Genomic DNA, 26,716 nt, shown 5'->3' with positions numbered 1-26,716 from the left:
CGCTAGCGCTGGCAGGACGGGCACCAGTACTGCACCCGATCGGCGCTGCCCGGCGCCGGGTCCTGGGATGCGATGGGCGTGCCGCAGCGCCGGCAACCCTGCCCGGCGCGCCCGTAGACCCACATCAACCGGCCACCCCGGGTGTCGCCGGTGGTGCAGCGGTTCCAGCGAAACCTGTTGGCCCACAACATGTCCCGGGCCCGGGAGACGAGCCGCAGCGGGTCGGCGACAGCGCTGACCGGCGCGGTCGGCAGGTGTCCGCTGACGAAACACAGTTCGTTGGCGAAGACGTTTCCGACCCCGGCCATGACTCGCTGGTCCAGCAGCGCCTCGGCGACGGGACGGTCCGGGTCGGCGGTCAGGTTGGCGGCGGCGCGGTGCGGGTCCCAGTCGTCGCCCAGCAGGTCGGGTCCCAGATGCTCGACGGCAGCCGCATCGGTGGCTCGGTCGAGGATTTCCAGCACCCCCAGGTCGACTCCGACGGCGCGAGTGTCACCGGCTTCCAGGACGATCCGTGCCCGGTAGTCAATGCGCGGCTTGGGCCGGCTGCCGACTCGCCAGCTGCCGTCCATCTTCATGTGTGAGTGGATGCTGGCCCAGCCGACCCGGATGAACAGGTGCTTGCCGCGGCTGAGCACTTCATCCACCACCTGCCCGGTCAGGTCGATGGTGGCGTACCGCGGCACCCGGATATCGCAGCGCGTCAGCGTCTGCCCGGCCAACTGGCGGCGCAGCGCGTCCGCGGTGTGAAAGACCGTGTCCCCTTCAGGCATGGCTCAACGCAGTCGCAGTCCGCGTGGGGTCCGGGCGAATCCGGCTTCCACCAGCGCTGCCAGCACGTCCTGGGGTCCGTCGGGCTGCAGCACCGAGACGCCGTCGACCCGCTCGACCAGGATCGACGACACCCGCCGGCCGGCCACCAGATCGGCGAGCGCGGCGGCCGCCGCGCGCGCGGCCCCGGGGTCCTCGGTGAAGGTCAGCAGGGACCGGCCGCCCCGCTCGAGGAACCAGGCCAGCGCGCCGTCCACCAACACCACCAGTGCGCCGGCCTTGCGGCCGGGCCGTGCCCCGTCAGTACGCGCGGCGGGCCACGGCAGCGCCGCACCGTAGGGGTTGGCCGGGTCGGCGGCGGCCAGCACGACCGCGTGGTATTCGGGCCGTTGCGGATCGACACCGTCGAGGTAACTGCGCAGCCGGTCGACGGTTGAGGCGACCGCGAACTGGGCGCCACCCAGCAATTCGACGAAGTAACCGCGCTGGCAGCGACCGGCATCCTCGAACGCGCGCAACACTTTGTAGAGGGTGGCGAAACCGCCGGGCACGCTTTCGGCGGCCACCCCGCCTTTGGTCAGCACGCCGTGTCGATTCAACAGCAGCTCGGCCTGGAAGTGCGCCCGCAGGGTGGAGTCCGGTTCGGCCACCGGCAGCGCCGACCACCGTCCGGCCACGGTGGGGTCGTTGGGCCGGGTTTGCGCATGCGCGACGCTGTAGCGGCTCAGCCGCGGCGCGCGTGGGGTGCGGTGCGCCGGAGCCGAGCGTTTGCGGGCACCCGCGCCGCCGCCCAGCAATGCCCGCACCGGCGCGAACGTGTCGCCGGTGACGCGGCCGGCCCAGATCAGTTCCCACAGCGCCGCTTTGAGCGCTGCCTCGGCGTGGCCACCCTGGGCGAGCTGGCGGAAGAAGTACGCGCCGCCGCCGGCCAGAGTGTCCAGAATCGCCTGGTGGACGTCGGTGACTTCGATGTCGGCCGGGGTGGCCAGCGTCAGGGCCGCGGAGTCCGCGACATGCAGTGCGATCCAGCCGTCGCTGCCCGAGATCGACCCCGCACCCGACCAGGTGACTTCGCCGGTGGCGAGCAGCTCGTCGAGCAGGGCGGGGGAGTAGTCGCGCACCCGGGGCGCCAGGACCAGCGGTTCCAGTGCGGAAGCGGGGATCCGCACCCCGGCGAGCTGATCGACGACGGACGCCAGGCCGTCCAGGCCGGCATGCCCCGACGACCTGTCCCCGACGTGGTGCCAGGCCGGCAGGAATCGACCGTAGGCGGCGGTGCTGACCGGTTCCACCTGCGCGCGCAGCGCTGCCAGCGACCGTCGCCGCAGGATGCGCAGCACGTCGGCATCGCACCACTGTTCGGCGCCGGCGCCCCCGGCGCTCTCGACGAACTCCCCGCGCACCAGCCGGCCGTCACCGGCCAACCGTCCGAGCACGTCGGCGCTGACCCGCAGGCCCAGACCGAACCGGGCGGCGGCCTCGGCGGTGGTGAACGGCGGGCGGGTGCGTGCGTAGCGGCCCAGCAGTTCGCCCAGCGGGTCGGCCACCTCCTCGGTGAAGCTCGCGGGCAGGCCCACCGGAACCGCCGCGCCGACACCGTCGCGCAACCGGCCGATGTCCTCCACGGCCACCCACCAGCTGCGTCCGGCGAACGACACGGTCAACGCGCGCCGGGCGGCGTGCAACCCCTCCAGCCAACCGTTGAGGGCGGGGCCGTCGGGGGCCGTCGAGCGGGCGGCGATTTCCGCCGCGGTCAGCGGCCCCAGCAGTCGCAGCAAGTCGGCGACACCTTCGGCGTCGCGGGCGGCCCGGTCTTCCGACAGGTGCTGCAACTGGCGCCCGGTACCGGCGATCACTTCGGGGTCCAGCAGCTCGCGCAGCTCCACCCGGCCGAGCAGCTCAGCCAGCAGCGTGCTGTCCAGCGACAGTGCCGCGGCGCGGCGCTCGGCCAGCGGGACATCGCCCTCGTACATGAACGCGCCGACGTAACCGAACAACAGCGACGCCGCGAACGGCGAGGGTTTGGCGGTCTCCACCTCGATCACCCGCACCCGGCGCTGCGCGATCTGCGCCATCAGCCCGGTGAGGGTGGGGACGTCGTACACGTCCTGCAGGCATTCGCGGATCGTTTCCAACACGATGGGGAAGTCCGGGTATTTGCGTGCTACCTGCAGCAACTGCGCGGCGCGCTGGCGCTGCTGCCACAACGGCGAGCGACGTCCGGGATTGCGGCGGGGCAGCAGCAGGGCGCGGGCCGCCGACTCCCGGAACCGCGATGCGAACAGGGCGGACTCGCCGACTTCAGCGGTGACGATCGGGTCGATCTCGTCGGGGTCGAACACGAACAGCTCGGCGCCCGGCGGGGTGTCGTCACCGGAGAAGCCGGTGTCGGGCAACCGCACCACGATGCCGTCGTCGGAGGCGGTCGGTTTTTCGTCGAGGCCGTAGCGCTCGCGCAGCCGCCGCCCCACGGCCAGCGCGAGCGGGCCGTGCACCTGCAGCCCGTAGGGCGAATGCAGGATGATCCGCCAGTCGCCCAACTCGTCGCGAAAGCGCTCGATCAGCAGCGTGGTGTCGGTGGGCACCACCCGGGTTGCGGTGCGCTGTTCGTCGAGCAGCCGCCACAGGTTCTCGGCGGCGTAGTCGTCGAAACCCCAGTTCGCGCAACGGTTGCCGAACGCGTCGCGGTCCAGGCTGGCCAACTCGCCGGTCAGCGCGCCCAGCGCGGCCCCGAGTTCGGCGGGCCGGCCCACGTCGTCGCCACGCCAGAACGGCAACCGGGCGGGCTGGCCCGGAGCGGGAACCACCAGCACCCGGTCATGGGTGATCTCGACGATGCGCCAGCTGGTGGCGCCCAGCGAGATGACGTCGCCGGGCCGGGATTCGTAGACCATTTCCTCGTCCAGCTCACCCACCCGCGACGGTTTCTCGGAATCGGTGGCCAGGTAGACGGTGAACAATCCGCGGTCGGGGATGGCCCCACCGGAGGTGACGGCCAGCCGTTGCGCGCCCGGCCGCCCGGTCAGGGTGCCGTGATCGCGGTCGTAGACCAGCCGCGGTCGCAGCTCGGCGAACTCGGTGGACGGATACTTGCCGGACAGCAGGTCCAGGGTTGCTTCGAACACGCTGCGCGGCAGGGTGGCGAACGGCGCGCTGCGGCGTACGGTGTCGAACCAGCGGTCGGCGTCGATCGGCTCGAGGGCCGCGGCCGCCACCGTGTGCTGGGCCAGGATGTCCAGCGGGTTGGCGGGCACCCGCATGGTCTCGATCTGGCCGGTGAGCATGCGCTGCACGCTGACCGCGCAGCCCAGCAGGTCGGTGCGGTGTTTGGGGAACAACACCCCGCGCGACACCTCGCCCACCTGGTGGCCCGCCCGCCCGATCCGCTGCAGGCCGCTGGCCACCGACGGGGGCGCCTCGACCTGGATCACCAGATCGACTGCGCCCATGTCGATGCCCAGTTCCAGGCTGGAGGTGGCGACCACGGCTTTGAGCCGCCCGCCTTTGAGATCCTCTTCGACCAGGGCGCGCTGCTCCTTGCTGACCGAGCCGTGGTGGGCCCGCGCCAGCAGCGTGGGCGCCCCGAAGGTCTGCCCGCTGGCCATCACGTAGGCCGGTGCGCCGCCGGGCACCGTCGGGTTGCCGTCCGGTGCCACCGCGACACCGGAGCGTTCGGCGTGGATCTCGTTGAGCCGTGCGGTCAAACGCTCGGCCAACCGCCGCGAATTGGCGAACACGATGGTGGAGTTGTGCGACTCGATCAAATCCACCAGCCGCGCCTCGACATCGGGCCAGATGGAGTTGTCGGCCAGATTGGTCATGTCCGGCACCGGCACCTGAACGGAGAGCTCGACGGTCTTGGTCGACGCCGGCGCCACGATGGTGGTCGGGGACCCGCCGGAAAGGAAGCGCGCCACCTCCTCGGGCGGACGCACGGTGGCCGACAACCCGATGCGCTGGGCCGGGCCCCGCTCGGACAGATCGCGCAGCCGTTCCAGCGACAGCGCCAGGTGTGCACCGCGCTTGGTGGCCGCGATGGCGTGGATTTCGTCGACGATGACCGTCTGCACCCCGGCCAGAGTCTCCCGGGCTGCTGAGGTCAGCATCAGAAACAGTGACTCGGGAGTGGTGATCAGCACATCGGGCGGGTGGGTGATGAGTTGGCGGCGCAGTGCCGGCGGGGTGTCACCGGACCGGACGCCCACGCTGATCTGCGGTGCGGGCAGGCCGCGGACGTGCGCGAGGCGGGTCAGTCCGGCCAGCGGGGTGCGCAGGTTGCGTTCGACGTCGACGGCCAGCGCTTTGAGCGGCGAGACGTACAGCACCCGGGTGCCTGCCGGCCGGTCCGACGAGGCCAGTCTGGCGAGGTTGTCTAACGCCCATAGGAAGGCCGCCAGTGTCTTGCCGGACCCGGTGGGCGCCACCACGAGCGTGTGGTCACCGTCGGCGATGGCATTCCAGGCGGCGTCCTGCGCGTCGGTGGGCGCGGCGAAGGTGCTGGTGAACCAGTCACGCGTGACCGCACTGAACCGGGCCAGCGCCCCAGGTGGATTACTCACCACACCATCGTGTCAACAGGCACCGACAACACCGGTGGAGCCGTGTCAGGCCTGCGGCTTGAAGCGCGCGGTCGACATCGCCTCGGCCAACTCACCCGGGATGTCCGGGACCCGCGCGATCGCCTCGAGCAGCGTATGCGCGCAGGCGTCGGCCAGCCGGTCGGCCTCCAGGGTCATATCCATGATGCGCTGCCGGCAGATCTCGAAGGTGAACGCGAGCCAGCCGTGGATGATCACCCGCAGGTCGCGCTCGACGTCGGGTTCCAGCACCTGCGTGCCCGGCATGCCGCTGACGACCTCGCCGATCCGGGTCATGATGTGTTCCATCTGCCGGTTCTTGGCTTCGTCGTCGATACCCAACAGAACCGGGTCGGACCGGCCCAGACCGACGTATGCCGCCCAGGCCGCCTCCGGGTTCTGCTCGTGGTAGGCCATGTAGGCCAGCACGCCGGTGCGGATCTCCTCGAACATCGTCATACCGGACGTCGGCTGGATGTTGGTTGCCGAGTAGAGCCGGTCCGCCTCGTCCTTGACGACCGCGGCGAAGAACGCCCGCTTGTCCGGGAAGTAGTGGTACATCAGCGCGCGCGAGACACCGGCACGCTCGGCGATCTCGTCGATCCGCACCTCGTCATAGGGCCGCTTACCGAAGACTTCCGCCCCCAGGGCAAGCAGTTCCGCACGTCGATCCTCAGGCGATAACCGCCTCCTGGCTGTCGCCATAAGCAGTGATACTACTCACGGTCGGGGTGGGCTCCGCCATACCGGAGGGGTAGCGGACTTGCCCGGGCCCGGTGGTCGGCCGGCGCGGGCGGGCGTTCTAGGTGCTCCAATCGGCCCCGCGACGGGTGTGAGCTGCGCTTCGAACCGGGCGCAACGGTTTGCTGAGTGGTACCGCGGGGTACTGAATGACAACGGGTTCCAAGTTGGTTCAGCCAGCAGATACGAGGTGCTCCGATGCATACGGCAGACGAGAGGGTGCGTGGTGACCGCATAGGTCACGACGACAGGGAAGTCCACGCTGCCATCAAATTCGCCGTCCTGGCGACGCTGGCCGGCATCGGATTCGTGGTGATGGCCGCGATGTGGGTCAGCACGTGCGGCGGGGGCAGCATCGACACGGTGGCGTGTGGTCCACCCGAACGCACCATGCTCGCGCTCGGCGGCCCCCTGATTCTGCTGCTGGCCGGCCTCTGGGCGTTCTTCCGCACCTACCGGGTCTGGCACGAGCAAGGGATCTGGTGGGGCTGGCACGGCGCTGGCTGGTTCCTGCTCACGTTGATGGTGATCACGGTGTCGATGGGAGTTCCGCCGATCGCCGGCCCGGTGCTGGGCCTGTAACGGCAACGCTTTTCCGCGGCGGTAAAGTTCGAGGCCGACGCGGGGGGTGCTGGCCGTTGGTAACTCCGGATGTCGTAGTTTTACCCGCGCTGACGACTGGGTATCAGGAGTAGACCATGATGAGCACCGGCACGAGTCCAATAGCGTGTGCGCCGCATCATGCGGGACAGAATCACCAGCGCTACCACCCCCACTCCAACTGGAACCACGATCACCCCGACCTACCCCCCGGCAATCACCGCGATGCTCTGTTGTCAGCGCGCGCAAGTCGTGTCGGAACCGTCTGTCTCGCCGGCAACTGGCGGCGACCATGACCAACCGTCTCGATCCATTGGTCCACGGCGGGTCTCAACCCGGCGCCACAGGCCGTGACCATGCCAGGAGTAGTGTCGGTCGAATATTGCCGGGAGGCCACATGACCGATGCGGATCTACGCGCTGACGGGCGTCAACGCGGTTATCGCGCCGTCGAACTCAAGGTAGCTGCACGGCTGGAAAACCTGGCCATGCTACGCACCCTGGTCGGCACCATCGGCACCTTCGAAGACCTGGATTTCGACGCCGTGGCGGACCTGCGGCTGGCCGTCGACGAGGTGTGCACCCGACTGATCCGTTCGGCAACCCCCGGCGCCTCGCTCACCCTGGTGGTGGATCCGCGAGACGACGAGCTAGTGGTCGAGGCTTCCACGGCCTGCGACACCCACGACGTCGTGTCTCCTGGCAGCTTCAGTTGGCACGTGCTCACCTCGCTGGCCGATGACGTCCAGACGTTCCATGACGGTCGCGAGCCCGATGCCACGGGCAGTGTCTTCGGCATATCGTTGACCGCACGACGGGCGGCCCCCGGTAAGTGACGGCCAGTTGACACAGCAAACTGCCGGCGGTTCAAATTCTCGACCGAATGAATACGCCGATGTCCCGGACATGTTCCGCGAGCTGCGGGTCTTTGCTGCCGGCTCAGCGGAGTTCCAGCGTCACCAGGACAAGATCGTGGAACGCTGCCTGCCGTTGGCGGATCACATCGCGCGGCGCTTCGAGGGTCGCGGCGAACCACGCGACGACCTGATCCAGGTGGCGCGGGTCGGGCTGGTCAACGCGGTCGTCCGGTTCGACGTGGAAACCGGTTCGGACTTCGTCTCCTTCGCGGTGCCGACCATCATGGGTGAGGTCCGGCGGCACTTCCGCGACAACAGTTGGTCGGTCAAAGTGCCGCGCCGGCTCAAGGAACTGCACCTGCGGCTGGGTACCGCCACCGCCGAGTTGTCCCAGCGACTCGGCCGCGCTCCCACCGCCACCGAGCTGGCCGTCGAACTCGGCATGGACCGCGCCGAGGTGGTCGAGGGGCTGGTCGCCGGCAGCTCCTACAACACGTTGTCCATCGACAGCGGTGGCGGCAACGAGGACGACGACGCCCGCGCAATCGCCGACACCCTGGGCGACGTCGACTCCGGTCTGGACCGGATCGAAAATCGCGAGGCGCTGCGCCCGCTGCTGGAGGCGCTGCCGGAACGCGAACGCATGGTGCTCGTGCTGCGGTTCTTCGAGTCGATGACGCAGACCCAGATCGCCGAACGAGTCGGCATCTCGCAGATGCACGTGTCGCGCCTGCTGGCCAAATCGCTGGCCAGGCTGCGCGATCAGCTGGAGTGAACCCGCCTACTTGATTTCGGCGAGCACCGTGCCCTGAGTGATGGCGGCGCCCTGCTCGACCGCCAGGCCGGTGATCACACCGTCCTTGTGCGCGGTGACCGGGTTCTCCATCTTCATCGCCTCCAGGACCACCACGAGATCGCCGGCGGAAACCTCCTGGCCTTCTTCGACGGCGACCTTCACCACGGTCCCCTGCATGGGGGCGGTCACCGCGTCACCGGAGGCCGCAGCGCCGCCGTGGCCGCCGCGCTTGCGTGGCTTGGGCTTGCGGCGCACCACCCCGACCGCGTCGGGAGCGCCGCTGGCCAGCGCCAGATCGCCGGGCAGGGAGACCTCGACGCGACGGCCGTCCACCTCGACGACCACCTTCTGCCGGGGCCGGGTCTCCTCCTCGTCGATGGGCTCACCGCCGGTGAACGGCTCGACGGTGTTCTCCCACTCGGTCTCGATCCAGCGGGTGTGCACCGTAAAGCCGTTCTCGTCGCCGATGAAGGCCGGATCGGACACCACGGCGCGGTGGAACGGGATCACGGTGGCCAGACCTTCGACGTGGAACTCGTCCAACGCGCGCCGCGAGCGGGCCAGCGCCTCGTTGCGGTCGGCGCCGTAGACGATCAGCTTGGCCAGCATCGAGTCGAACTGGCCGCCGATCACCGAACCGGCGTGCACCCCGGAGTCCAGCCGCACCCCGGGCCCGCTGGGGGTGTCGTACCGGGTGACCGGGCCCGGCGCGGGCAGGAAGCCGCGCCCGGCGTCCTCGCCGTTGATCCGGAATTCGATGGCGTGTCCGCGCGGCGTGGGGTCTTCGGTGATGTCCAGTTTCTCGCCGTTGGCGATCTTGAACTGCTGCAGCACCAGGTCCAGGCCAGCGGTCTCCTCGGTGACCGGATGCTCGACCTGCAGGCGGGTGTTCACCTCCAGGAACGAGATCAGCCCATCCTGGCCGACCAGGTATTCGACGGTTCCGGCGCCGTAGTACTGGGCCTCTTTGCAGATCCGCTTGGCCGACTCGTGGATTTCCTTGCGCTGGGCGTCGGTGAGGAACGGCGCCGGGGCTTCTTCGACCAGTTTCTGGAACCGGCGCTGCAGCGAGCAGTCCCGGGTACCGGCCACGACGACGTTGCCGTGCTGGTCGGCGATCACCTGGGCCTCGACGTGGCGGGGCTTGTCCAGGTAACGCTCCACGAAGCACTCGCCGCGACCGAACGCGGCGACGGCCTCACGGGTAGCGGACTCGAACAACTCGGGGATCTCTTCGAGCGTGCGGGCCACCTTCATGCCGCGGCCGCCGCCGCCGAAAGCGGCCTTGATCGCGATCGGTACGCCGTGCTCCTTGGCGAAGGCCACCACCTCGTCGGCGTCCTTGACCGGGTCGGGGGTGCCGGGCACCAGGGGCGCCTGCGCGCGGGCCGCGATGTGGCGCGCAGTGACCTTGTCGCCGAGGTCGCGGATCGACTGCGGGCTGGGCCCGATCCAGATCAGCCCGGCGTCGATCACCGCTTGGGCGAAGTCGGCATTCTCCGACAGGAAGCCGTAGCCGGGGTGAATGGCGTTGGCGCCGGACTTGGCGGCCGCGTCGAGCAGCTTGCCGAAATCCAGGTACGACTCGGCCGAAGTCTGACCGCCCAGCGCGAACGCCTCGTCGGCCAGAGCGACGTGCGGAGCGTCGGCGTCAGGCTCGGCGTAGACGGCCACGCTGGCCAGGCCGGCGTCCTTGGCCGCCCGGATCACCCGGACTGCGATCTCGCCGCGGTTTGCGACCAGAACCTTGGCGATTCGCGAGCTGGCGTGACTGGGCACTGCGCCTCCTGTTTTAGGCTTGGTCGTCTCTAAGAGAATTTCTTACAAGTCTTGTGCGGGAAGTTTATGCGGCGCGCCGAAGCCGGTGGAAACCGGTCTACCGTCACGCGGATTCGCGCAGCCGGCGCTTGATCCTGGCGAGCATCGCCGACATGCCGCGCAGCCGCAACGGGCTGATCAATTCGCCGAGCCCGAGGTCGGTGTAGAAGTCCTCCGGCACCGCCAGGATGTCGGCGGCGGGCTGTTCGTCGAGTCCGGTCGCCAGGATCGAGGCGAAGCCACGGGTGGTCGGAGCCTCGGCCGGCGCGCTGAAGTGCAATCGCACCCGATCCGGATCGCTGGCGTCGACATGCAGAAACAACGGCGACTGGCACTCGGGCACCGGCTCCATCGCAGACTCGGCCAGGTGCGCCGGAAGCGCCGGGAGTTCATTGGCGAACTCCAACAACAGCTGCAGCTTGTCCTGACCGTGCACGTCGGCGAAGTCGGACACCACCTCCGCCAGGGGCGCAGGCATGCTCATCCGGCGGGCGTCGCTGCCGGAGCCCGCCCAGGCTCGGGACCGCCGACGATCGGCACCCGCACGGTGTTGCCCCACTCGGTCCACGAGCCGTCGTAGTTGCGGACACCCGACTTGCCCAGCAGGTAGGTGAGCACGAACCAGGTGTGGCTGGACCGTTCACCGATGCGGCAATAGACGATGGTCTGGTCGTCCGGGTTCAGGAAACCGTAGAGCTCCTGGAGTTCCTCCGGACTGCGGAAGCGGCCGTTGTCGTCGGCTGCCTTGCCCCACGGAATCGAGCGCGCCGTGGGGATGTGGCCACCTCGCAACGCCCCCTCCTCCGGGTAGTCGGGCATGTGGGTGCGCTTGCCGGTGTACTCGTCGGGAGAGCGCACGTCGATCAGCGGCTGGCTGCCCAGCGCCGCGAGGACGTCCTCCTTGAAGGCCCGGATGGGTGCGTCGTTGCGTTGCACGACGGGGTAGCCGGTCGAGCTCTTGGCCGGCACGTCCAGGGTGGTGTCGCGGCGTTCGGCGAGCCAGAGGTCGCGGCCGCCGTTGAGCAGGCGGACGTCGGGATGACCGAACAGGGTGAACACCCACAGCGCGTAGGCGGCCCACCAGTTGCTCTTGTCGCCGTAGATCACCACGGTGTCGTCGCGGGCGATGCCTTTGCTGTCCATCAGCGCGGCGAACTGCTCGCCGTCGATGTAGTCCCGGACCCGGGGATCGTTGAGGTCGGTGTGCCAGTCGATCTTGACGGCTCCGGGAATATGCCCGACGTCGTAGAGCAGCACGTCCTCGTCGGATTCAACGATCGCCAGGCCGGGTGCGCCGATGTTGGCCGACAACCAGTCGGCGGTGACAAGCCGTTCGGGATGGGCGTAGCCCGACAGGGTGGGGCTGGGATCTGGGGGAAGTGGCACGTCATCGAGCCTACCCAGTGCCTGGCTACGACGGGTTGGCCGACCACAACGCAGCCACCGACACCCCGCACCGGGTCAGCAGGGTGCGCAGCAGCGGCAGGCTGACCCCGATCACCGTCGACGGGTCGCCGTCGACGCCGTCCACGAACCAGCCGCCGAGTCCGTCCACCGTGAAGGCGCCCGCGACCCGCAGCGGCTCCCCGCTGGCCAGGTACGCCTCCAGATCCGCACTCGTCGGGGTGCCGAAATGCACTGTGGTGACCGATGTTTGGGCCTCGATCTGCACGACGGCATGGTTGCGCAGCCGGACCAGGCAATGCCCGGTGTGCAGGTGCCCGGCACGCCCGGCCATCGACTGCCACTGTCGGCGGGCGTCCTGGACCGACGCGGGCTTGCCACACAGCCGACCGTCGAGGTAGAGCATCGAATCGCAGCCGATCACCACGCAATCCGCGGTCACCTCAGGGTCGGTGAGCCGCGTCGTGACGTGTTCGGCCTTGGCGGTCGCCAAGGCTCGCACCACCTCGTCGGGTGCGGCGGCCGGACCCAGCGCCGCGATCAGCGCGTCCTCGTCGATGCCGGAGACCACCACCAGCGGGTCAACGCCCGCCTGGCGAAGCACCTGCAGCCGGCCGGAGGAGGCCGACCCGAGCACCAGCCGGGTCATCGACGCATGTGCGTCAATTCCTGCAGGGTGATGCGTTGCCAGCTGAAGACGGGGTAGCGCAGCTTGTCCACCGGCAGGCCCCAGCGGGCCGGCTCGGGTTCCGGCGGCGCCGTCTGACCGCCGATGCTGCCCAGCAGGGCGATCAGCGCCGCCAACTCCTGGTCGGTGGGGTGGCCTTTGACGATCCGGATGTGCGGCTCGTGCAGCAGCTGCGGCGCCTCGGGTGCCTCGGTCACGTCACTCACCTCGCTCACAGGGGGATGTTTCCGTGCTTCTTCGGCGGCAACTGCGCGATCTTGCGCTCCAGCAGCCGCAGCGCCGTGCCAATGTACCCGCGGGTGTACGACGGCGGGATCACCGCGTCGACGTAGCCGCGCTCGGCGGCGATGTACGGGTTCACCAGGGTGTCCTCGTACTCCTGCTGCAACTGCAGCCGCAACGCGTCCACGTCCTCACCGTTCTGGGCCGCTTCCTTCAGCTTCTGCCGGTAGACGAAGCCCACCGCGCCGGAGGCGCCCATCACCGCGATCTGCGCCGTCGGCCACGCCAGGTTGACGTCGCAACCCATGTCCTTAGAGCCCATCACGCAGTACGCGCCGCCGTAGGCCTTCCGGGTGATGACGGTGATCTTGGGTACGGTCGCCTCGCCGTAGGCGTACAGCAGCTTGGCGCCGCGGCGGATGATGCCGTTGTATTCCTGACCGGTGCCGGGCAGGAAGCCGGGAACGTCGACCAGCATCACGATGGGGATGTTGAAGCAATCGCAGGTCCGCACGAAGCGGGCCGCCTTCTCCGAGGCGTTGATGTCCAGGCAGCCGGCGAACTGGGTGGGCTGGTTGGCCACGATCCCGACCGGCCGGCCGTCGATGCGGCCGAACCCGACGATGATGTTCTGCGCGTAACCCGCCTGGACCTCGAGGAACTCGTCGTCGTCGAGGATCCGGACGATCACTTCGTGCATGTCGTAGGGCTGGTTCGGTGAGTCCGGGATCAGGGTGTCCAGCTCGAGGTCCTCGTCGGTGAGGTTGTCCTCGATGGCCCCGACCGGCAGCGGGGCCGGCTCCCGGGGGGCGTCGGTGGCATTGTTGGGCGGCAGGTAGCTCAGCAGGTCGCGGACATAGTCGAAGGCGTCGTGCTCACCGGACGCCACGTAGTGCAGCGTGCCCGATTTCGCCATGTGGGTGTGGGCGCCGCCGAGTTCCTCCATGGTGACGTCCTCGCCGGTGACGGTCTTGATGACGTCGGGCCCGGTGATGAACATCTGGCTGGTCTGGTCGACCATGATCACGAAGTCGGTCAGGGCGGGAGAGTAGACGTGGCCACCGGCCGCGGCGCCCATGATCAGTGAGATCTGCGGGATCACGCCGGACGCCAGGATGTTGTTGCGGAAGATCCGGCTGTACAGACCCAGCGAGACGACGCCTTCCTGGATGCGGGCGCCGGCGCCGTCGTTGATGCCGATCAGCGGCCGGCCCGTTTTGATCGCCAACTCCTGGACCTTGACGATCTTCTCGCCGTAGACCTCGCCGAGGCTGCCGCCGAACACCGTGGCGTCCTGGCTGAAGATGCACACGTCGCGGCCCTCGATGGTGCCGTAGCCGGTGACCACACCGTCGCCGACCGGACGGTTGGCTTCCAGGCCGAAGTTCTTGCTGCGGTGTTTGGCCAGGGCGTCGAGTTCGACGAAGGATTCATCGTCGAGCAGCGCCGTGATGCGTTCGCGCGCAGTGAGTTTGCCTTTGGCGTGCACCTTCTCCACGGCGGTCTCGCCGACCGGGTGCAGCGACTCTTCGCGGCGCTTGTGCAACTCCGCGAGCTTGCCGGCGGTGGTGTGGATGTCGATGACGTGCTCGGCGGCGGGCTCGGCAGTGTGGTCGGCAACGCTTGTCATGGGAGTCGATGCTATCGGCAGACTCAGCCCGCCCGGTGGGAGGCCCTTAATATGCCCTTAAGTAGTCTCCGCTGATGGGCGACCATGCGGCGATCGAGTGGGCAGCCGAGACCGACGTAGTGGTCGCGGGCTCCGGCGGCGGGGGAGTGACCGGCGCGTACACCGCCGCCCGCGAGGGCCTCGACGTGCTGCTGGTCGAGTCCACCGAGCGGTTCGGCGGCACCACCGCCTACTCCGGCGGCGGCGGGGTGTGGTTTCCGTGCAATCCGGTGCTGCAGCGCGCCGGAACGGACGACACCATCGAGGACGCGCTCGCCTACTACCGCGCCGTCGTCGGCGACCGGACCCCGGTCGAGCTGCAGGAGACCTATGTGCGCGGCGGTGCGCCGCTGATCGAGTATCTGGAGCAGGACCCCGCCATCACGTTCGTGCCGCTGCCGTGGGCCGACTACTACGGCAGGGCGCCCAAGGCCCGGTTGGACGGCCAGCGGCACATCGCGGCCAAGCCGCTGAAGGTGGCCGCCGCCCCGGAACTGCGCGACGCCATCCGCGGGCCGCTGGACACCGACCGGCTCGGGGCGGCTACCCCGGCGGACTACTACGTCGGGGGCCGGGCGTTGATCGCGCGGTTCCTGACGGCGATCAAGCAGTACCCGAACGCGTCGCTGCGACGCGACACGGCGCTGGTCGAACTCGTGGTGTCCGACGGTGAGGTGGTGGGGGCCATCGTGGACAGCTGGGGCGAACGCACGGCCATTCGCGCCCGGCGGGGAGTGTTGCTGGCCGCCGGTGGTTTCGAAGGTAACGACGAGCTGCGCCGCCGGTACGGCGTGCCCGGCCACGCCCGGGACACGATGGGCGGGCCCGGCAGCCTCGGGCAGGCGCTGCAGGCCGGCATCGCCGTCGGCGCCGACACCGACCTGCTGGACCAGGCCTGGTGGTCGCCGGGCATGACGCACCCCGACGGCCGTTCGGCGTTCGCGCTGTGGTTCACCGGCGGCATCTTCGTCAACCAGGACGGCAACCGCTTCGTCAACGAGTCCCGGGCCTACGACCGGGCCGGCCGGGAGATCATCGCCCAGTTGCAGGACGGCTCGATGACGCTGCCGTACTGGATGATCTACGACGATCGGGAAGGCGAGGTGCCGCCGGTCAAGGCGGCGAACGTGTCGATCGTCGAGACGCAGAAGTACGTCGCGGCCGGGTTGTGGCACAGCGCCGACACCCTGGCGGAGCTGGCCGCCAAGATCGGGGTGCCACCGGCCGCGCTGGTGGCGACGGTGGCCCGGTTCAACGAATTCGCCGCGGCGGGTGTCGACCAGGACTTCGGACGCGGTGACGAAGCGTTTGACCGCGCCTTCTCCGGCGGGGCCTCGCCCTTGGTGCCGATCGACACGCCGCCGTATCACGCTGCGGCCTTTGGCATCTCGGATCTGGGCACCAAGGGCGGGTTGCGCACCGATGCCGCCGCGCGGGTGCTCGACACGGCGGGCAACCCGATCCCGGGCCTGTACGCCGCCGGCAACACGATGGCCGCGCCGAGCGGCCTGGCCTACCCCGGCGGGGGTAACCCGATCGGGACCAGCATGCTGTTCAGTCACCTCGCGGTGCGGGACATGCTGCAGCGCAGCGGGAGCCTGCGGCGTTGAGCGTGAGCTCTGGGCGGCGATTTCACGTTCTTCCCGCCCAGGCTGCACCCGCTACGCCCACGATTCACACCAGATGGCGCGGTGCGGGACATGCTGCAGCGCGCCCGGAGCGGACCGGCCGCGTCTTAAGCTGAGCCGATGACCGACTCCGATCAGCCGGCCCTCGACGAAGCCGCCCTGCGCGCCGACGTGCTCGGCGACTCCTACTGGCGGCACCTCGACGTCGTCGCCCAGAGCGGGTCCACCAACGCCGACCTGCTGGCCCGCGCGTCGTCAGGCACCGACATCGACGGCGCGGTGCTGATCGCCGAGCAGCAGACCTCCGGACGTGGGCGCCACGGCCGGCAATGGTCGGCCGCGCCGCGCGGACAGATCGCGCTGTCGGTGGGAGTGCGGGTGGACGACGTGCCCACCGCCGGGTGGGGTTGGTTGTCGCTGGCCACCGGGCTGGCGGTGGTTGATGCGGTGGCCTCCGTCAGCCCCGTGGAAGCGGGCCTGAAATGGCCGAATGACGTGCTGGCCGGCGGCGGCAAACTGGCCGGCATCCTGGTCGAGGTGACCCAGCCGTTCGCGGTGATCGGCATCGGCGTCAACGTGACCGAGGCGCCCCCGGACGTCGGGGCGACCTCACTGCGGGCTGAGGGCGTCGCGCAGCCCGACCGCGACCTCCTGGTCCGCCGGCTGCTGCGGGACCTCGGGGAGCGCATCGCCGCCTGGCGCGAAGCACGGGGAGCCGACCCCCGGCTGGCCATTGACTACCGGGCCCGCAGTCTCACGCTGGGATCCCGGGTGCGGGCCGAACTCCCCGGTGGCAGCGACGTCGTCGGGATCGCGCGGGATATCGACGACCACGGCCGGTTGATGCTGGAAACCTGGGACAGCAATTCCGGCAAATCGGGTCAGCTGGTCGTGGTGTCGGCCGGCGACGTCATCCATTTGCGCTGACGCAGCGATAGGTTTGTGCCATGGGCTATCCGGACAATGCACTGGCCAAGGGCGAGAAGGTGGTCCTGCACCGCCATCCGCATTGGAAGCGACTGATCCTCCCGGTGCTGGTGCTGATCCTGGTAACCGGCCTGGCCGCGCTGGGGTCCGGCGCCCTGGAGTCGACGCCGTGGCAGCCGCTGACCAAGAAAATCATCTACGGCGTCATCTGGGGCGGCTGGCTGATCATCGTCGGCTGGCTCACGGTGTGGCCGATCCTGACCTGGCTGACCACGCATTTCGTGGTGACCAACCGGCGGGTGATGTACCGGCACGGCGTGCTGACCCGAAGCGGTATCGACATTCCGCTGGCCCGGATCAACAGCGTGGAGTTCCGGGACAGAGTATTCGAGCGGATGTTCCGCACCGGGACGCTGATCATCGAGTCGGCGTCCCAGGACCCGTTGCAGTTCTACAACATTCCGCGGCTACGCGAGGTGCACGCGCTGCTGTATCACGAAGTCTTCGACACCCTGGGGTCCGAGGAATCGCCCAGCTGAGCTGTCCTCGACCGGCGGTTGCGCCACGACTTCAACAACGTGACGTTGCCGTCTTCCAGCTCGTCCTCGAACACTTCGGCGATCCCGCCCGCGGTCAGCGCCGACTCCAGCGCCTTCTCCGGGTCGCGGGCGAACGCGTCCGGGAACACCCAGCGCCGGAAAGCCCAGAACCGGAACGCCATCTGCAGCAGATTGCCGATGATGTACGCCGAGAGAAAGTCGGCGAGGTTCTCCATCGTCAGGGACACGTTCGGCACCCGCAGTTCCAGCACGTAGCTGGAGAACCACAGTGGCGCCATGCTGAGCAACACACCTACGCCGCTGAACGCGAAGAACAGCAGCGCCTCGTGGTGCCGTTCGCGCCCACCGCGGTTACGGAAGCTCCATTCGCGGTTCAAGATGTAGGACGCGATGACCGCTACGATGCCTGCGATCACCTTCGCCGTCACCGGCTTGGACTCGAGGATGGTCAGCTTCAGCGTGTAGAAGATCGCCGAGTCGATGATGAACGTGGTGCCGCCGACAATGGCAAATTTGATCAGCTCGTGGTGGCGCATCGCAAAGGGCTGGACCACCCCGGGGAGGCGCGCAATTGTGGCATCGGCGAAGGACACAGCACGCCAGTCTACGGATGATCTCGAAATAGGCGCAAAATGATACATAACAATTTGGCACAACTCCCGGTAAACACGCCGGTCAGGTGCCATGACAACATGATGGCCGTGTCCAGACCCCGCACCCCGCTGGTAGCCATGGTCGGCGGTGGTCAACTTGCCCGGATGACGCACCAGGCCGCCATCGCGCTCGGACAGAGTTTGCGCGTGCTGGCTAATTCGGCGGACGACCCGGCCGCACAGGTCAGCCCCGACGTGGTGATCGGTTCGCACACCGACCTGGCAGACCTGCGCCGGGTGGCCGCCGGCGCGGCCGCGCTGACGTTCGACCACGAACACGTGCCGAACGAGCTGCTGGAGAAGCTGGTCGCCGAGGGCGTGAACGTGGCGCCACCGCCGCAGGCCCTGATGCACGCCCAGGACAAGCTGGTGATGCGGCGACGGTTGGAGGTGCTGGGCGCGCCGGTGCCGCGGTACATCGGCATCGAGACCGCCGAGGGTCTGGCCGAGCTGGACCGGTTCGCCGCGCGGATCGGAGGTCCGCTGGTGGTGAAGGCGGCCCGCGGCGGTTATGACGGCCGCGGTGTGGCGATGGCGGCTGATCTTGCGCATGCCCGCCAGTTCGCCGCTGAGTACCTGGCCGGCGGGGTGCCGGTGCTGGTCGAGGAGCGGGTGGCGCTGCGCCGGGAACTGTCCGCGCTGGTGGCCCGCTCACCGTTCGGGCAGGGCGCGGCGTGGCCGGTGGTGGAGACGGTGCAGCGCGACGGCATCTGCGTCCAGGTGATCGCGCCCGCACCGGACCTGGCCACCGACGTGGCGTCCGCCGCCCAGCAGTTGGCGCTGCGGTTGGCCGGGGAACTGGGTGTGGTCGGGGTGCTCGCGGTGGAGCTGTTCGAGACCACCGACGGTTCTCTGGTGGTCAACGAGCTGGCGATGCGGCCGCACAATTCCGGGCACTGGACCATGGACGGCTCCCTGACCAGCCAGTTCGAGCAGCATCTGCGGGCGGTGCTGGACTACCCGCTCGGTGACACCGACGCCGTGGCGCCGGTGACGGTGATGGCCAACGTGCTGGGGGCCGCCCAGACACCGGCCATGTCCATCGATGAGCGTCTGCATCACCTGTTCGCCCGGATGCCGGACGCGCAGGTGCATCTGTACGGCAAGGCCGAGCGCGCCGGCCGCAAGGTCGGGCACATCAACTTCGTCGGCCGGCGCGCGACCGGTCCCGATGGCGTGGCCGGCCTGCGGGAACGCGCCGAGCTGGCAGCACACTGGTTGGCGCACGCGCAGTGGACGGACGGATGGGATGGGCACGCCGATGACTGAGCAACCCCGGGCACCCAGGGTCGGGGTGATCATGGGCAGCGACAGCGACTGGACGGTCATGCAGGAGGCCGCCCAGGCGCTGGCCGAGTTCGACATCCCGCACGAGGTACGGGTGGTCTCGGCGCACCGCACGCCCGCGGTGATGTTCGATTACGCCCGGCAGGCCGCGGACCGTGGCATCGAGGTGATCGTCGCGGGTGCGGGCGGCGCCGCGCATCTGCCGGGCATGGTGGCCGCGGCCACGCCGCTGCCGGTGATCGGCGTCCCGGTGCCGCTGGCCCGGCTGGACGGGCTCGACTCGTTGCTGTCGATCGTGCAGATGCCGGCCGGGGTCCCGGTGGCGACGGTGTCGATCGGCGGCGCGCGTAACGCCGGGTTGTTAGCGGTGCGGATGCTGGGTGCAGCGGACCCGCAGCTGCGGGCGCGGGTGGTGGCGTTTCAGGATCAGCTGGCCGAGACGGTCGCGGCCAAGGATGCGGCGCTGCAGAGTAAAGTTACCGATCAGTAGCAAGAGGTCTTAGGAGGCTGGTGATGGCTGGATGGGCCGGAAATCCGTCGTTCGATCTGTTCCAACTACCCGAGGAGCACCAGGAGCTGCGCGCCGCGATCCGCGCGCTTGCGGAGAAGGAAATCGCTCCGCACGCCGCCGATGTGGACGAGAACTCCCGGTTCCCGCAGGAGGCGCTGGACGCGCTGAACGCCTCGGGCTTCAACGCCGTGCACGTCCCGGAGGAATACGGCGGTCAGGGCGCGGACTCGGTGGCGGCCTGCATCGTCATCGAGGAAGTCGCCCGCGTCGACGCGTCGGCGTCGCTGATCCCGGCGGTCAACAAGCTGGGCACCATGGGCTTGATCCTGCGTGGATCGGACGAGCTGAAGAAGCAGGTCCTGCCGTCCATCGCCGCCGGGGAGGCCATGGCGTCCTACGCGCTGAGCGAACGCGAGGCCGGCTCGGATGCCGCCTCGATGCGGACCCGGGCCAAGGCCGACGGCGACGACTGGATCCTCAACGGCGCCAAAGCGTGGATCACCAACGGCGGCAAGTCATCCTGGTACACCGTGATGGCCGTGACCGACCCGGACAAAGGGGCCAACGGCATCTCGGCGTTCATGGTGCACATCGACGACGAGGGCTTCGTCGTCGGCCCCAAGGAACGCAAGCTGGGCATCAAGGGCTCGCCGACCACCGAGTTGTACTTCGAGAACTGCCGCGTCCCCGGCGACCGGATGATCGGCGACCCGGGTACGGGATTCAAGACCGCGCTGGCCACCTTGGACCACACCCGTCCGACCATCGGCGCCCAGGCTGTGGGCATCGCGCAGGGCGCGCTGGACGCGGCCATCGCCTACACCAAGGACCGCAAGCAGTTCGGTCAGTCGATCAGCAGCTTCCAGGCCGTGCAGTTCATGATCGCCGACATGGCGATGAACGTGGAGTCCGCGCGGCTGATGGTGTACAGCGCCGCCGCCCGCGCCGAGCGCGGCGAGGGAAATCTGGGTTTCATCTCCGCGGCGTCGAAGTGCCTGGCATCCGACGTGGCGATGGAGGTGACCACCGACGCCGTGCAGCTTTTCGGCGGCGCCGGGTACACCGTCGACTTCCCGGTGGAACGGATGATGCGCGACGCCAAAATCACCCAGATCTATGAGGGCACCAACCAGATTCAGCGGGTTGTGATGTCCCGGGCGTTGCTGCGCTGAGCGTTATCCACCGGTGCGCATATAGTTTGTCCGAACTGGGCAGAAAGCCCGTCGCCATTGCATAGGATCCACTGACGATCGAGTCCACGCGATTGAGAAGCCAGTCGTGGTGGACGCGCCAACGTGTAGGCCTGTGTCGGCGCGCCGGCCGGGTGCCGACGCGTCGTACGACGACCACATGACGTGGTGCCACTGTTGCCCTGGGGAGCCGAATTTGGTGAGAAACGTAGGTCCGCGCCCGCCGGGGGCGGGGACTTGACGGTGCCGGGTTCCCTGCCGGGCTCTATGGTGCCGGCGGACAGCTGGCAGGCCCTGTCCCTGCTGCTGGTCGAAGACGACCGGGCCGACGCGGTACTGGTCGAAGAGCTGATCACCGATGCGGTCGCCGACATCGAAGTGGTGTGGGCCCAGTCGATGGCGCACGCCGAACGCGAGTTGGCCGCCGCCCGGCCCGACTGCGTGCTGCTGGATCTGAACCTGCCCGACGCCAACGGGATCGACGCGCTGGACCGCATCCTGCGCAGTGATGCCACCGTCCCGATCGTGGTGCTCACCGGACTGAACGACGAGTACTTCGGCGCCTCCGCGGTCGCCGCCGGCGCCCAGGACTACCTGGTCAAGGGGCGGGTTGAGCCGGAGATGCTGCGACGCGCGCTGCTCTATGCGATCGAGCGCAAACGCGCCGAGCTGATCGCCGCGGACCTGCACGCCAGCGAACTACGGGCGCGGGAGAACGCGCTGCTCGAACGCGGCTTGCTGCCGTCCCCGCTGCTGCTGGAGCGGCCCTGCGTGGAAATCGTGACCCGGTACCGGCCCAGCCGGGAGAACGCGTTGCTCTGCGGCGACTTCTACGACGTGGTCCAGACGCCCGACGGCGTCACCCACGTGCTGATCGGCGACGTCGCCGGGCACGGCCCGGATGAGGCGGCTCTGGGTGCGGCGCTGCGGATCGCTTGGCGCACATTGACTTTCACCGGCATTCACGGTGTGGACCAGATGCGCCAGCTGGAGCGGGTGCTGCACGCCGAGCGCGCCGAGAACGGTGTCTTCGCCACGGTGCTGAGCCTGGCGATACCGCCCGAGCCTGCACCGATCACCGCGGTCCGGGCCGGTCATCCGGGGATGCTGCTGCACGGCCCGGGATCGGTGGAGTGGATCGAGCCGCCCTACGGTCCCGCGCTGGGACTGCACAGCACCGACTGGCCCTTGCACGAATTGACCCTGCCCGCCGGGCACGGCCTGCTGCTGCTGACCGACGGCCTCTTCGAGGGCTATGCGGGGCCGGGCGGGCGGCGACTCGGCGAGGACGGCCTGCTGACGCTGGCGCGAGGACATGCGGGACTGTCGGGCCCGGAGTTCGTCGACGCCCTCATCGACGGTGCGGAAGAACTCGCCCGCAGCATGGGCGGCTTGAGCGACGACATCGCGGTGGTGCGCGTCGAACGGACGACCCGGTGACGGCCTCGTGAGGAACGACGCGCGGGGCACGCTGCCCAAGGCGCAGCTCACCGTCCGGGGCTGGCTGGTGTACGTGCTGGCCACGATGGGCGTGCTGGTGCTGGTGGGTGCCGTGATCGGCAGCTTGCTGCTGGACCGCACCGACGAGGTGTCGCGTTCGCTGCGCGACGACATCCAGCCGTCGCGGGTGGCGGCCGCCCAGTTGCAGTCGGCGTTGCGCGATCAGGAGACGGGCCTGCGGGGCTATCTGATCTCCGCCGATCCGCAGTTCCTCACCCCGTACTACGACGGGATACGCGCCGAACAGGCGGCCTCGCAGGACATTCGGCAGCGCCTGGTGCGACGGCCCGATCTGATCGCCGACCTGGAAGCCGTCGAGACGACCGCGGCCAGGTGGCGTCACGACTACGCGGAGCCACTGATTTCCCGGGTCACTCCGCACGTGCCGGCGGTGGTGCCCAATGCCACGGCGGCCCTGGGCAAGTCCGACTTCGACCACCTGCGCGCTCTCTTCGATGCGCAGAATGCCCATCTGACCGCGGCCCGCGACGGCGGCGCCGCCCGACTCGAGCGCATGAACGACTGGCGGGACCGGGTGCTGGGCGGGATGGTGCTGGTGTTCATCGCCACCGCCGCGCTGTTGGGCCTGCTGGTGCAGCGTGCGGTCACCCGTCCGCTGGCCGCGCTGGCCGCTTCGTGCCGGTCTATCACCGACGGCCATTTCACCGAGACCATCGAGCCGCCGCGTCGGCCCGCCGACATCCGCGGCATGGCCGTCGATGTGGAGAACATGCGGCAGGGAATCGTGCTGGCGTTGGAAGATTCCCAGATCGCCCAGGCCCAGCTGGACGAGCAGGCCAGCGATCTGCGCCGGTCGAACGCCGAACTGGAGCAGTTCGCCTACGTCGCGTCCCACGATCTGCAGGAACCGCTGCGAAAGGTCGCGTCGTTCTGTCAGTTGCTCGAGCGGCGGTATGCGGACAAGCTCGACGCCCGCGGTGTGGAATACATCAACTTCGCTGTGGACGGCGCCAAGCGCATGCAGGTGCTGATCAACGACCTGCTCAGCTTCTCCCGGGTGGGCCGGCTCAACACCAAGTACACCGCCGTCGAGCTCGACACCGCACTTGATTCGGCGGTGGCCAACCTCGCGGTCGCCATCGAGGAATCGCAGGCCGAGATCGTCCGGCTGAACCCGCGTCTGCCCCAGGTGTACGGCGACCCGACGCTGCTGACCATGCTGTGGCAGAACCTGATCGGCAATGCGGTGAAGTTCCGCCGGGAAGACCTTGCGCCCCGGATCGTCATCGACTGCCAACGCGGCACCGGCAACCGGCAGGGTTTCTGGCTGCTCAGCGTCGCCGACAACGGCATCGGTATTCCGCCGGAGTTCGTCGACAAGGTCTTCATCATCTTCCAGCGCCTGCACGGTCGCGACGCCTATGGTGGAACGGGACTCGGGCTCGCGTTATGCAAGAAGATCGTCGAACACCACGGCGGCACCGTGTGGATCGACACCTCGTATACCGAAGGGACACGGTTCGAGTTCACCCTGCCGATCGTCGAGTCCAACGGGGGGGCCGGCGCGGCGGTCCAACAGAGCTTGGTCACTGCAGAAGGAGCACGCGAATGATGATGATGGCACCCGGTCGGGCGATCGACATCCTGCTGGTCGAGGACGACCCGGGAGACGAACTCATCACCCGAGAAGCCTTCGAGCACAACAAGCTCAACAACCGGTTGCATGTGGCGCGCGATGGTGAGGAAGGGCTGAACTACCTCTACAAGCGCGGCGCCTACGAGCACGCGCCGCGGCCCGACCTCATCCTGCTCGACCTGAACCTGCCGAAATACGACGGCCGGCAACTGCTGCAGAAGATCAAGTCCGATCCCGAGCTGTGCCGGATTCCGGTCGTGGTGCTGACCACGTCTTCGGCGGAGGAAGACATCCTGCGCAGCTACAAGCTGCACGCCAACGCCTACGTCACCAAGCCGGTGGACCTCGACCAGTTCATGAACGCGGTCCGGCAGATCGACGAGTTCTTCCTTCAGGTCGTGCGGCTGCCCAACGGCTGAGCCATCGCGTCGGCGGACTCGGCGGCGTGCACGATGCCGTCCCGGTCGATCACGTGCACGTGCACCGTGGCGAAGTCGAAGAAGATGCCGACCACTTGTATCGCGCCCGACTCCAGCGCGGGCACCAGGATCGGGTTCCGGCTCAGCCGGTCCACCTGCATTGCGATGTTCACGATCGCCAGCTGGTCGACGTCGCTGAACCGGAAGCCGTTGGACGTGCTGCTCACGCGGGCCGTGTGATGGTTGCGGTAGGCGTCCAGACTCTCCTGGGCGTACTCCAGCCAGCGGCCGATCGCAGTGCCGGGGTCGACAGACGTGCCGTCCAGCAGCACCTGCATCGCGCGGCACGACGAATGACCGCAGACCACCACCGATGTCACGCCCAGCCGGTTGACCGCGAAGTCCAGCGCGGCGTCCACCGAGCGATCGGCGGGATCGTCGGGCACCAGGTTGCCGACATTGCGGACGATGTAAAGGTCCCCGGGCCGGCTGGCGGTGATGGTGTCCGGCAGAATCCGGGAATCCGCGCAGGTCAGGAACAGGGTGTCCGGGTTGGTCGAATCGGTCAACTCCGAGACGTGGTGGTGCAGGTGCGGCACGCCGCTGCGGTGATATTCCTCGACGCCGTCGAGGATCGACACGTCGGACCGATCTCCGTTGCGGTCCCGGCGTGACGTCCACGGGACTTCCCGCAACGAGCCCGACTTGAAGTGGCGTTTCGGTGGCCTGGTGTGCGCGGTGGACAGGTTCGCCGGTGAGATCTCATTGATTCGGACCCGCCCGCCGGTGGCTTCGTGGCTGGTCTTCCAGTCTGAGATGGCCTCCGAGATGGAATGGTCGATGTAGTCGGCGTTGAGGTTCAGCGTGACGTCAGAACCCTTCGGCAACGTGGACAGCACGCCCGTCAGGCGCGGCATCAGCAGGAAGCTGAGCGTGCCGTCGATGTCGACGCGCCACTCTTTGGTCTCGTCGCCCACCGGGCGGGCTTCGATGGGGGCCCGTACCACGCGCACCAGCAGGAAGCCGATCGCCACGGCCAAGCCGATCGCCACACCCTCGAGCAGGTTGAGGAACACCACGCACACGATGGTGATGCTGTAGATGACGGCGTTCCCGGTGCGCCAGGCCAACTGGACGTGGGCCAGTTTGACCAGCTGCAAACCGATCACGATGAGCAGGCCGGCCAGGGCAGCGGTGGGGATCAGCTTGACCAGGTCGGTGAACAGCGAGGCGAACAGCAACACCCACACGCCGTGCAGGATCGCCGACATCCGGGTCCGGGCACCGGCGGCCACGTTGGCCGAACTGCGCACGATGACGCCGGTGATGGGCAGTCCGCCGAGCAGACCGGACAGCATGTTTGCGCTGCCCTGCCCGATCATCTCGCGGTTGAAGTTGGTGCGCGGACCGCTGTGCAGCTTGTCGACCCCGACCGCGCAGAGCAGCGACTCCACGCTGGCGATCAGCGCAATGGTCAGGACGCCGAAGACGATGGTGCTGATCTCGGTGGTCCAGGTCGGCCTGCCCGGTTCCGGAAGCTGGGGCAGGCCGATGGCGTCGAAGAAGCTGCCCTGCAGATTGATGCGCTCCACATCGAGGCCGACCACCCTGGCCAGGATCGTCGCAGCCACGATGGCCACCAGGGCGCCGGGAACCATCCGCACTTTCGGCGGCAGCTTGCCCCAGGCCAACAGGATGACGATGACCGTGCCGCCGACGATCACCTCGTGCAGTTCGTGGTGCAGGATCCCGTTGGGGATCGCGATCAGGTTCTGCCACGCCGAGCTGAACGATTTGCCGCCGATCAGCACATGGAACTGCTGCAGCACGATGGTGATGCCGATACCCGCGAGCATGGCGTGCACGACGACGGGAGCGATCGCCAGCGCGGCGCGCGCCATCCGGCTCACGCCGAACAGGATCTGCAGCACACCGGCCGCCAGGGTCATCATGCACAACATCTCGAACCCGAGACGTTCGATCAGCTCGGCGACCACCACGGTCAGGCCCGCAGCCGGGCCGCTGACCTGGACCGAAGAACCACCCAGCGCGCCGGCGACGATACCGCCGACCACCGCGGCGATCAGCCCCGCTTCGAGCGGGGCGCCGGAGGCGATCGCGATTCCCAGCGACAGCGGCAGCGCGACCAGGAACACGACCATGGATGCCGGGAGGTCATTGCGCAAATTAGTCAGGAGGCCGCCGGACTCCGGCGCCGCAGCGGAACCGGTGGTGGTGCTGCTCATAGGACTCCTCGGAACCCGGCCGTCTGGACAGTCAGCGGACCGTTGCGACCGCCGCT

General features: G+C 68.6%; 22 protein-coding genes and 1 pseudogene. 12 read left to right on the top strand and 11 right to left on the bottom strand.

Annotated elements, in window-relative coordinates; translation table 11 throughout:
* Nucleotides 1–2 precede the first annotated feature (2 nt).
* The 3 genes from nei2 to AC5Y5Z_RS21020 are packed head-to-tail and all read right to left on the bottom strand — an operon-like array spanning nt 3 to nt 6,053.
* Complete coding sequence (gene nei2 / locus AC5Y5Z_RS21030; RefSeq protein ID WP_473139725.1) at nt 3–773, bottom strand: endonuclease VIII Nei2; 771 nt, start codon at nt 771–773, stop codon at nt 3–5.
* Between the two features lie 3 nt (nt 774–776).
* Nucleotides 777–5,330, bottom strand: coding sequence for an ATP-dependent helicase (locus tag AC5Y5Z_RS21025; protein WP_499927310.1), 4,554 nt, complete (start codon nt 5,328–5,330; stop codon nt 777–779).
* Between the two features lie 45 nt (nt 5,331–5,375).
* A complete protein-coding gene (locus tag AC5Y5Z_RS21020) occupies nt 5,376–6,053 on the bottom strand; it encodes a TetR/AcrR family transcriptional regulator (protein WP_463828311.1) in 678 nt (225 codons plus the stop codon).
* Nucleotides 6,054–6,287: 234 nt separating this feature from the next.
* Here AC5Y5Z_RS21020 and AC5Y5Z_RS21015 point away from each other — a divergent pair, with 234 nt between their 5' ends.
* From AC5Y5Z_RS21015 to AC5Y5Z_RS21005, 3 genes are all read left to right on the top strand, one after another.
* Nucleotides 6,288–6,671, top strand: a complete 384-nt coding sequence (locus AC5Y5Z_RS21015) for a hypothetical protein (RefSeq protein ID WP_499927308.1) — start codon at nt 6,288–6,290, stop codon at nt 6,669–6,671.
* Nucleotides 6,672–7,086: 415 nt separating this feature from the next.
* Nucleotides 7,087–7,524, top strand: a complete 438-nt coding sequence (locus AC5Y5Z_RS21010) for an anti-sigma factor (protein WP_463828309.1) — start codon at nt 7,087–7,089, stop codon at nt 7,522–7,524.
* A 7-nt stretch (nt 7,525–7,531) separates the two neighbouring features.
* Nucleotides 7,532–8,320 carry an RNA polymerase sigma factor SigF gene (locus tag AC5Y5Z_RS21005; RefSeq protein WP_463828308.1) on the top strand — a complete coding sequence of 263 codons (789 nt, stop codon included), beginning with the start codon at nt 7,532–7,534 and terminating at the stop codon, nt 8,318–8,320.
* A gap of 6 nt (nt 8,321–8,326) precedes the next feature.
* Here AC5Y5Z_RS21005 and AC5Y5Z_RS21000 read toward each other — a convergent pair whose 3' ends face one another.
* From AC5Y5Z_RS21000 to AC5Y5Z_RS20975, 6 genes and pseudogenes are all read right to left on the bottom strand, one after another.
* A complete protein-coding gene (locus tag AC5Y5Z_RS21000) occupies nt 8,327–10,120 on the bottom strand; it encodes an acetyl/propionyl/methylcrotonyl-CoA carboxylase subunit alpha (RefSeq protein ID WP_463828307.1) in 1,794 nt (597 codons plus the stop codon).
* 103 nt (nt 10,121–10,223) lie between these two features.
* Nucleotides 10,224–10,643 (bottom strand): SufE family protein, encoded by a 420-nt coding sequence (locus tag AC5Y5Z_RS20995; protein ID WP_463828306.1) that lies wholly within the window; start codon nt 10,641–10,643, stop codon nt 10,224–10,226.
* A complete protein-coding gene (locus AC5Y5Z_RS20990; RefSeq protein WP_499927305.1) occupies nt 10,640–11,545 on the bottom strand; it encodes a sulfurtransferase in 906 nt (301 codons plus the stop codon). The genes AC5Y5Z_RS20995 and AC5Y5Z_RS20990 overlap by 4 nt, the downstream gene beginning before the upstream one ends.
* Before the next feature lie 25 nt (nt 11,546–11,570).
* Complete coding sequence (locus tag AC5Y5Z_RS20985; protein WP_499927303.1) at nt 11,571–12,212, bottom strand: Maf family protein; 642 nt, start codon at nt 12,210–12,212, stop codon at nt 11,571–11,573.
* Nucleotides 12,209–12,487, bottom strand: a pseudogene (locus AC5Y5Z_RS20980) (acyl-CoA carboxylase subunit epsilon); the annotation flags it as partial. The gene AC5Y5Z_RS20985 and the pseudogene AC5Y5Z_RS20980, both read right to left, overlap by 4 nt.
* A complete protein-coding gene (locus AC5Y5Z_RS20975) occupies nt 12,463–14,103 on the bottom strand; it encodes an acyl-CoA carboxylase subunit beta (RefSeq protein ID WP_463828303.1) in 1,641 nt (546 codons plus the stop codon). The gene AC5Y5Z_RS20975 and the pseudogene AC5Y5Z_RS20980, both read right to left, overlap by 25 nt.
* Before the next feature lie 74 nt (nt 14,104–14,177).
* On the opposite strand from AC5Y5Z_RS20975, the gene AC5Y5Z_RS20970 reads away from it, so the two are divergent.
* The 3 genes from AC5Y5Z_RS20970 to AC5Y5Z_RS20960 all read left to right on the top strand — a co-directional run bounded on the left by AC5Y5Z_RS20970 (nt 14,178) and on the right by AC5Y5Z_RS20960 (nt 17,236).
* Nucleotides 14,178–15,752, top strand: coding sequence for an FAD-binding protein (locus AC5Y5Z_RS20970; RefSeq protein ID WP_499927301.1), 1,575 nt, complete (start codon nt 14,178–14,180; stop codon nt 15,750–15,752).
* Nucleotides 15,753–15,890: 138 nt separating this feature from the next.
* On the top strand, nt 15,891–16,697 hold the full coding sequence (locus AC5Y5Z_RS20965; protein WP_499927299.1) for a biotin--[acetyl-CoA-carboxylase] ligase: 807 nt from the start codon (nt 15,891–15,893) through the stop codon (nt 16,695–16,697).
* A gap of 20 nt (nt 16,698–16,717) precedes the next feature.
* Entirely contained in the window at nt 16,718–17,236 is a 519-nt protein-coding gene (locus AC5Y5Z_RS20960) for a PH domain-containing protein (RefSeq protein WP_499927297.1), read from the top strand.
* Here AC5Y5Z_RS20960 and AC5Y5Z_RS20955 read toward each other — a convergent pair.
* The gene (locus AC5Y5Z_RS20955; protein WP_463828299.1) at nt 17,191–17,850 is read right to left on the bottom strand and encodes a GtrA family protein; all 660 of its coding nucleotides are present in this window, start codon (nt 17,848–17,850) and stop codon (nt 17,191–17,193) included. The two genes, AC5Y5Z_RS20960 and AC5Y5Z_RS20955, sit on opposite strands and share 46 nt — an antisense overlap.
* A 99-nt stretch (nt 17,851–17,949) precedes the next feature.
* Between AC5Y5Z_RS20955 and AC5Y5Z_RS20950 the strand changes: the two genes are divergently transcribed.
* The 6 genes from AC5Y5Z_RS20950 to AC5Y5Z_RS20925 all read left to right on the top strand — a co-directional run bounded on the left by AC5Y5Z_RS20950 (nt 17,950) and on the right by AC5Y5Z_RS20925 (nt 24,414).
* Nucleotides 17,950–19,179: a 5-(carboxyamino)imidazole ribonucleotide synthase gene (locus tag AC5Y5Z_RS20950; protein ID WP_499927295.1), complete on the top strand. Its 1,230-nt coding sequence runs from the start codon at nt 17,950–17,952 to the stop codon at nt 19,177–19,179.
* A complete protein-coding gene (gene purE, locus AC5Y5Z_RS20945) occupies nt 19,172–19,687 on the top strand; it encodes a 5-(carboxyamino)imidazole ribonucleotide mutase (protein ID WP_463828297.1) in 516 nt (171 codons plus the stop codon). Before AC5Y5Z_RS20950 ends, purE begins: the two co-directional genes overlap by 8 nt.
* A 23-nt stretch (nt 19,688–19,710) precedes the next feature.
* On the top strand, nt 19,711–20,880 hold the full coding sequence (locus tag AC5Y5Z_RS20940) for an acyl-CoA dehydrogenase (RefSeq protein WP_499927293.1): 1,170 nt from the start codon (nt 19,711–19,713) through the stop codon (nt 20,878–20,880).
* A 285-nt stretch (nt 20,881–21,165) separates the two neighbouring features.
* On the top strand, nt 21,166–22,338 hold the full coding sequence (locus tag AC5Y5Z_RS20935) for a PP2C family protein-serine/threonine phosphatase (RefSeq protein WP_473139718.1): 1,173 nt from the start codon (nt 21,166–21,168) through the stop codon (nt 22,336–22,338).
* Nucleotides 22,339–22,423: 85 nt separating this feature from the next.
* Nucleotides 22,424–23,971 carry a sensor histidine kinase gene (locus AC5Y5Z_RS20930; RefSeq protein ID WP_499927376.1) on the top strand — a complete coding sequence of 516 codons (1,548 nt, stop codon included), beginning with the start codon at nt 22,424–22,426 and terminating at the stop codon, nt 23,969–23,971.
* A gap of 2 nt (nt 23,972–23,973) precedes the next feature.
* Nucleotides 23,974–24,414 carry a response regulator gene (locus AC5Y5Z_RS20925; protein WP_463828359.1) on the top strand — a complete coding sequence of 147 codons (441 nt, stop codon included), beginning with the start codon at nt 23,974–23,976 and terminating at the stop codon, nt 24,412–24,414.
* Here the strand turns inward: AC5Y5Z_RS20925 and AC5Y5Z_RS20920 are convergent.
* Nucleotides 24,387–26,660: a SulP family inorganic anion transporter gene (locus AC5Y5Z_RS20920; RefSeq protein ID WP_499927291.1), complete on the bottom strand. Its 2,274-nt coding sequence runs from the start codon at nt 26,658–26,660 to the stop codon at nt 24,387–24,389. The genes AC5Y5Z_RS20925 and AC5Y5Z_RS20920 overlap by 28 nt on opposite strands.
* Between the last annotated feature and the right edge of the window lie 56 nt (nt 26,661–26,716).

This window comes from Mycobacterium sp. NGS29, assembly GCF_059812965.1.
Note: the sequence above shows the minus strand (reverse complement) of the source record. Positions and strands in the feature narration are given on the sequence as shown.

Excerpts from the sequence above, each read along its gene's own strand:
- AC5Y5Z_RS20950 (WP_499927295.1), top strand. The coding sequence starts at position 17,950 with ATGATGGCCGTGTCCAGACCCCGCACCCCGCTGGTAGCCATGGTCGGC.
- AC5Y5Z_RS20985 (WP_499927303.1), bottom strand. The coding sequence starts at position 12,212 with ATGACCCGGCTGGTGCTCGGGTCGGCCTCCTCCGGCCGGCTGCAGGTG.
- AC5Y5Z_RS20995 (WP_463828306.1), bottom strand. The coding sequence starts at position 10,643 with ATGAGCATGCCTGCGCCCCTGGCGGAGGTGGTGTCCGACTTCGCCGAC.
- AC5Y5Z_RS20940 (WP_499927293.1), top strand. The coding sequence starts at position 19,711 with ATGGCTGGATGGGCCGGAAATCCGTCGTTCGATCTGTTCCAACTACCC.
- AC5Y5Z_RS20965 (WP_499927299.1), top strand. The coding sequence starts at position 15,891 with ATGACCGACTCCGATCAGCCGGCCCTCGACGAAGCCGCCCTGCGCGCC.
- AC5Y5Z_RS20935 (WP_473139718.1), top strand. The coding sequence starts at position 21,166 with ATGGTGCCGGCGGACAGCTGGCAGGCCCTGTCCCTGCTGCTGGTCGAA.
- AC5Y5Z_RS21010 (WP_463828309.1), top strand. The coding sequence starts at position 7,087 with ATGACCGATGCGGATCTACGCGCTGACGGGCGTCAACGCGGTTATCGC.
- AC5Y5Z_RS21015 (WP_499927308.1), top strand. The coding sequence starts at position 6,288 with ATGCATACGGCAGACGAGAGGGTGCGTGGTGACCGCATAGGTCACGAC.
- AC5Y5Z_RS21020 (WP_463828311.1), bottom strand. The coding sequence starts at position 6,053 with ATGGCGACAGCCAGGAGGCGGTTATCGCCTGAGGATCGACGTGCGGAA.
- AC5Y5Z_RS20960 (WP_499927297.1), top strand. The coding sequence starts at position 16,718 with ATGGGCTATCCGGACAATGCACTGGCCAAGGGCGAGAAGGTGGTCCTG.
- AC5Y5Z_RS20920 (WP_499927291.1), bottom strand. The coding sequence starts at position 26,660 with ATGAGCAGCACCACCACCGGTTCCGCTGCGGCGCCGGAGTCCGGCGGC.
- AC5Y5Z_RS20975 (WP_463828303.1), bottom strand. The coding sequence starts at position 14,103 with ATGACAAGCGTTGCCGACCACACTGCCGAGCCCGCCGCCGAGCACGTC.
- AC5Y5Z_RS20925 (WP_463828359.1), top strand. The coding sequence starts at position 23,974 with ATGATGGCACCCGGTCGGGCGATCGACATCCTGCTGGTCGAGGACGAC.
- nei2 (WP_473139725.1), bottom strand. The coding sequence starts at position 773 with ATGCCTGAAGGGGACACGGTCTTTCACACCGCGGACGCGCTGCGCCGC.
- purE (WP_463828297.1), top strand. The coding sequence starts at position 19,172 with ATGACTGAGCAACCCCGGGCACCCAGGGTCGGGGTGATCATGGGCAGC.
- AC5Y5Z_RS20930 (WP_499927376.1), top strand. The coding sequence starts at position 22,424 with ATGGGCGTGCTGGTGCTGGTGGGTGCCGTGATCGGCAGCTTGCTGCTG.
- AC5Y5Z_RS20970 (WP_499927301.1), top strand. The coding sequence starts at position 14,178 with ATGGGCGACCATGCGGCGATCGAGTGGGCAGCCGAGACCGACGTAGTG.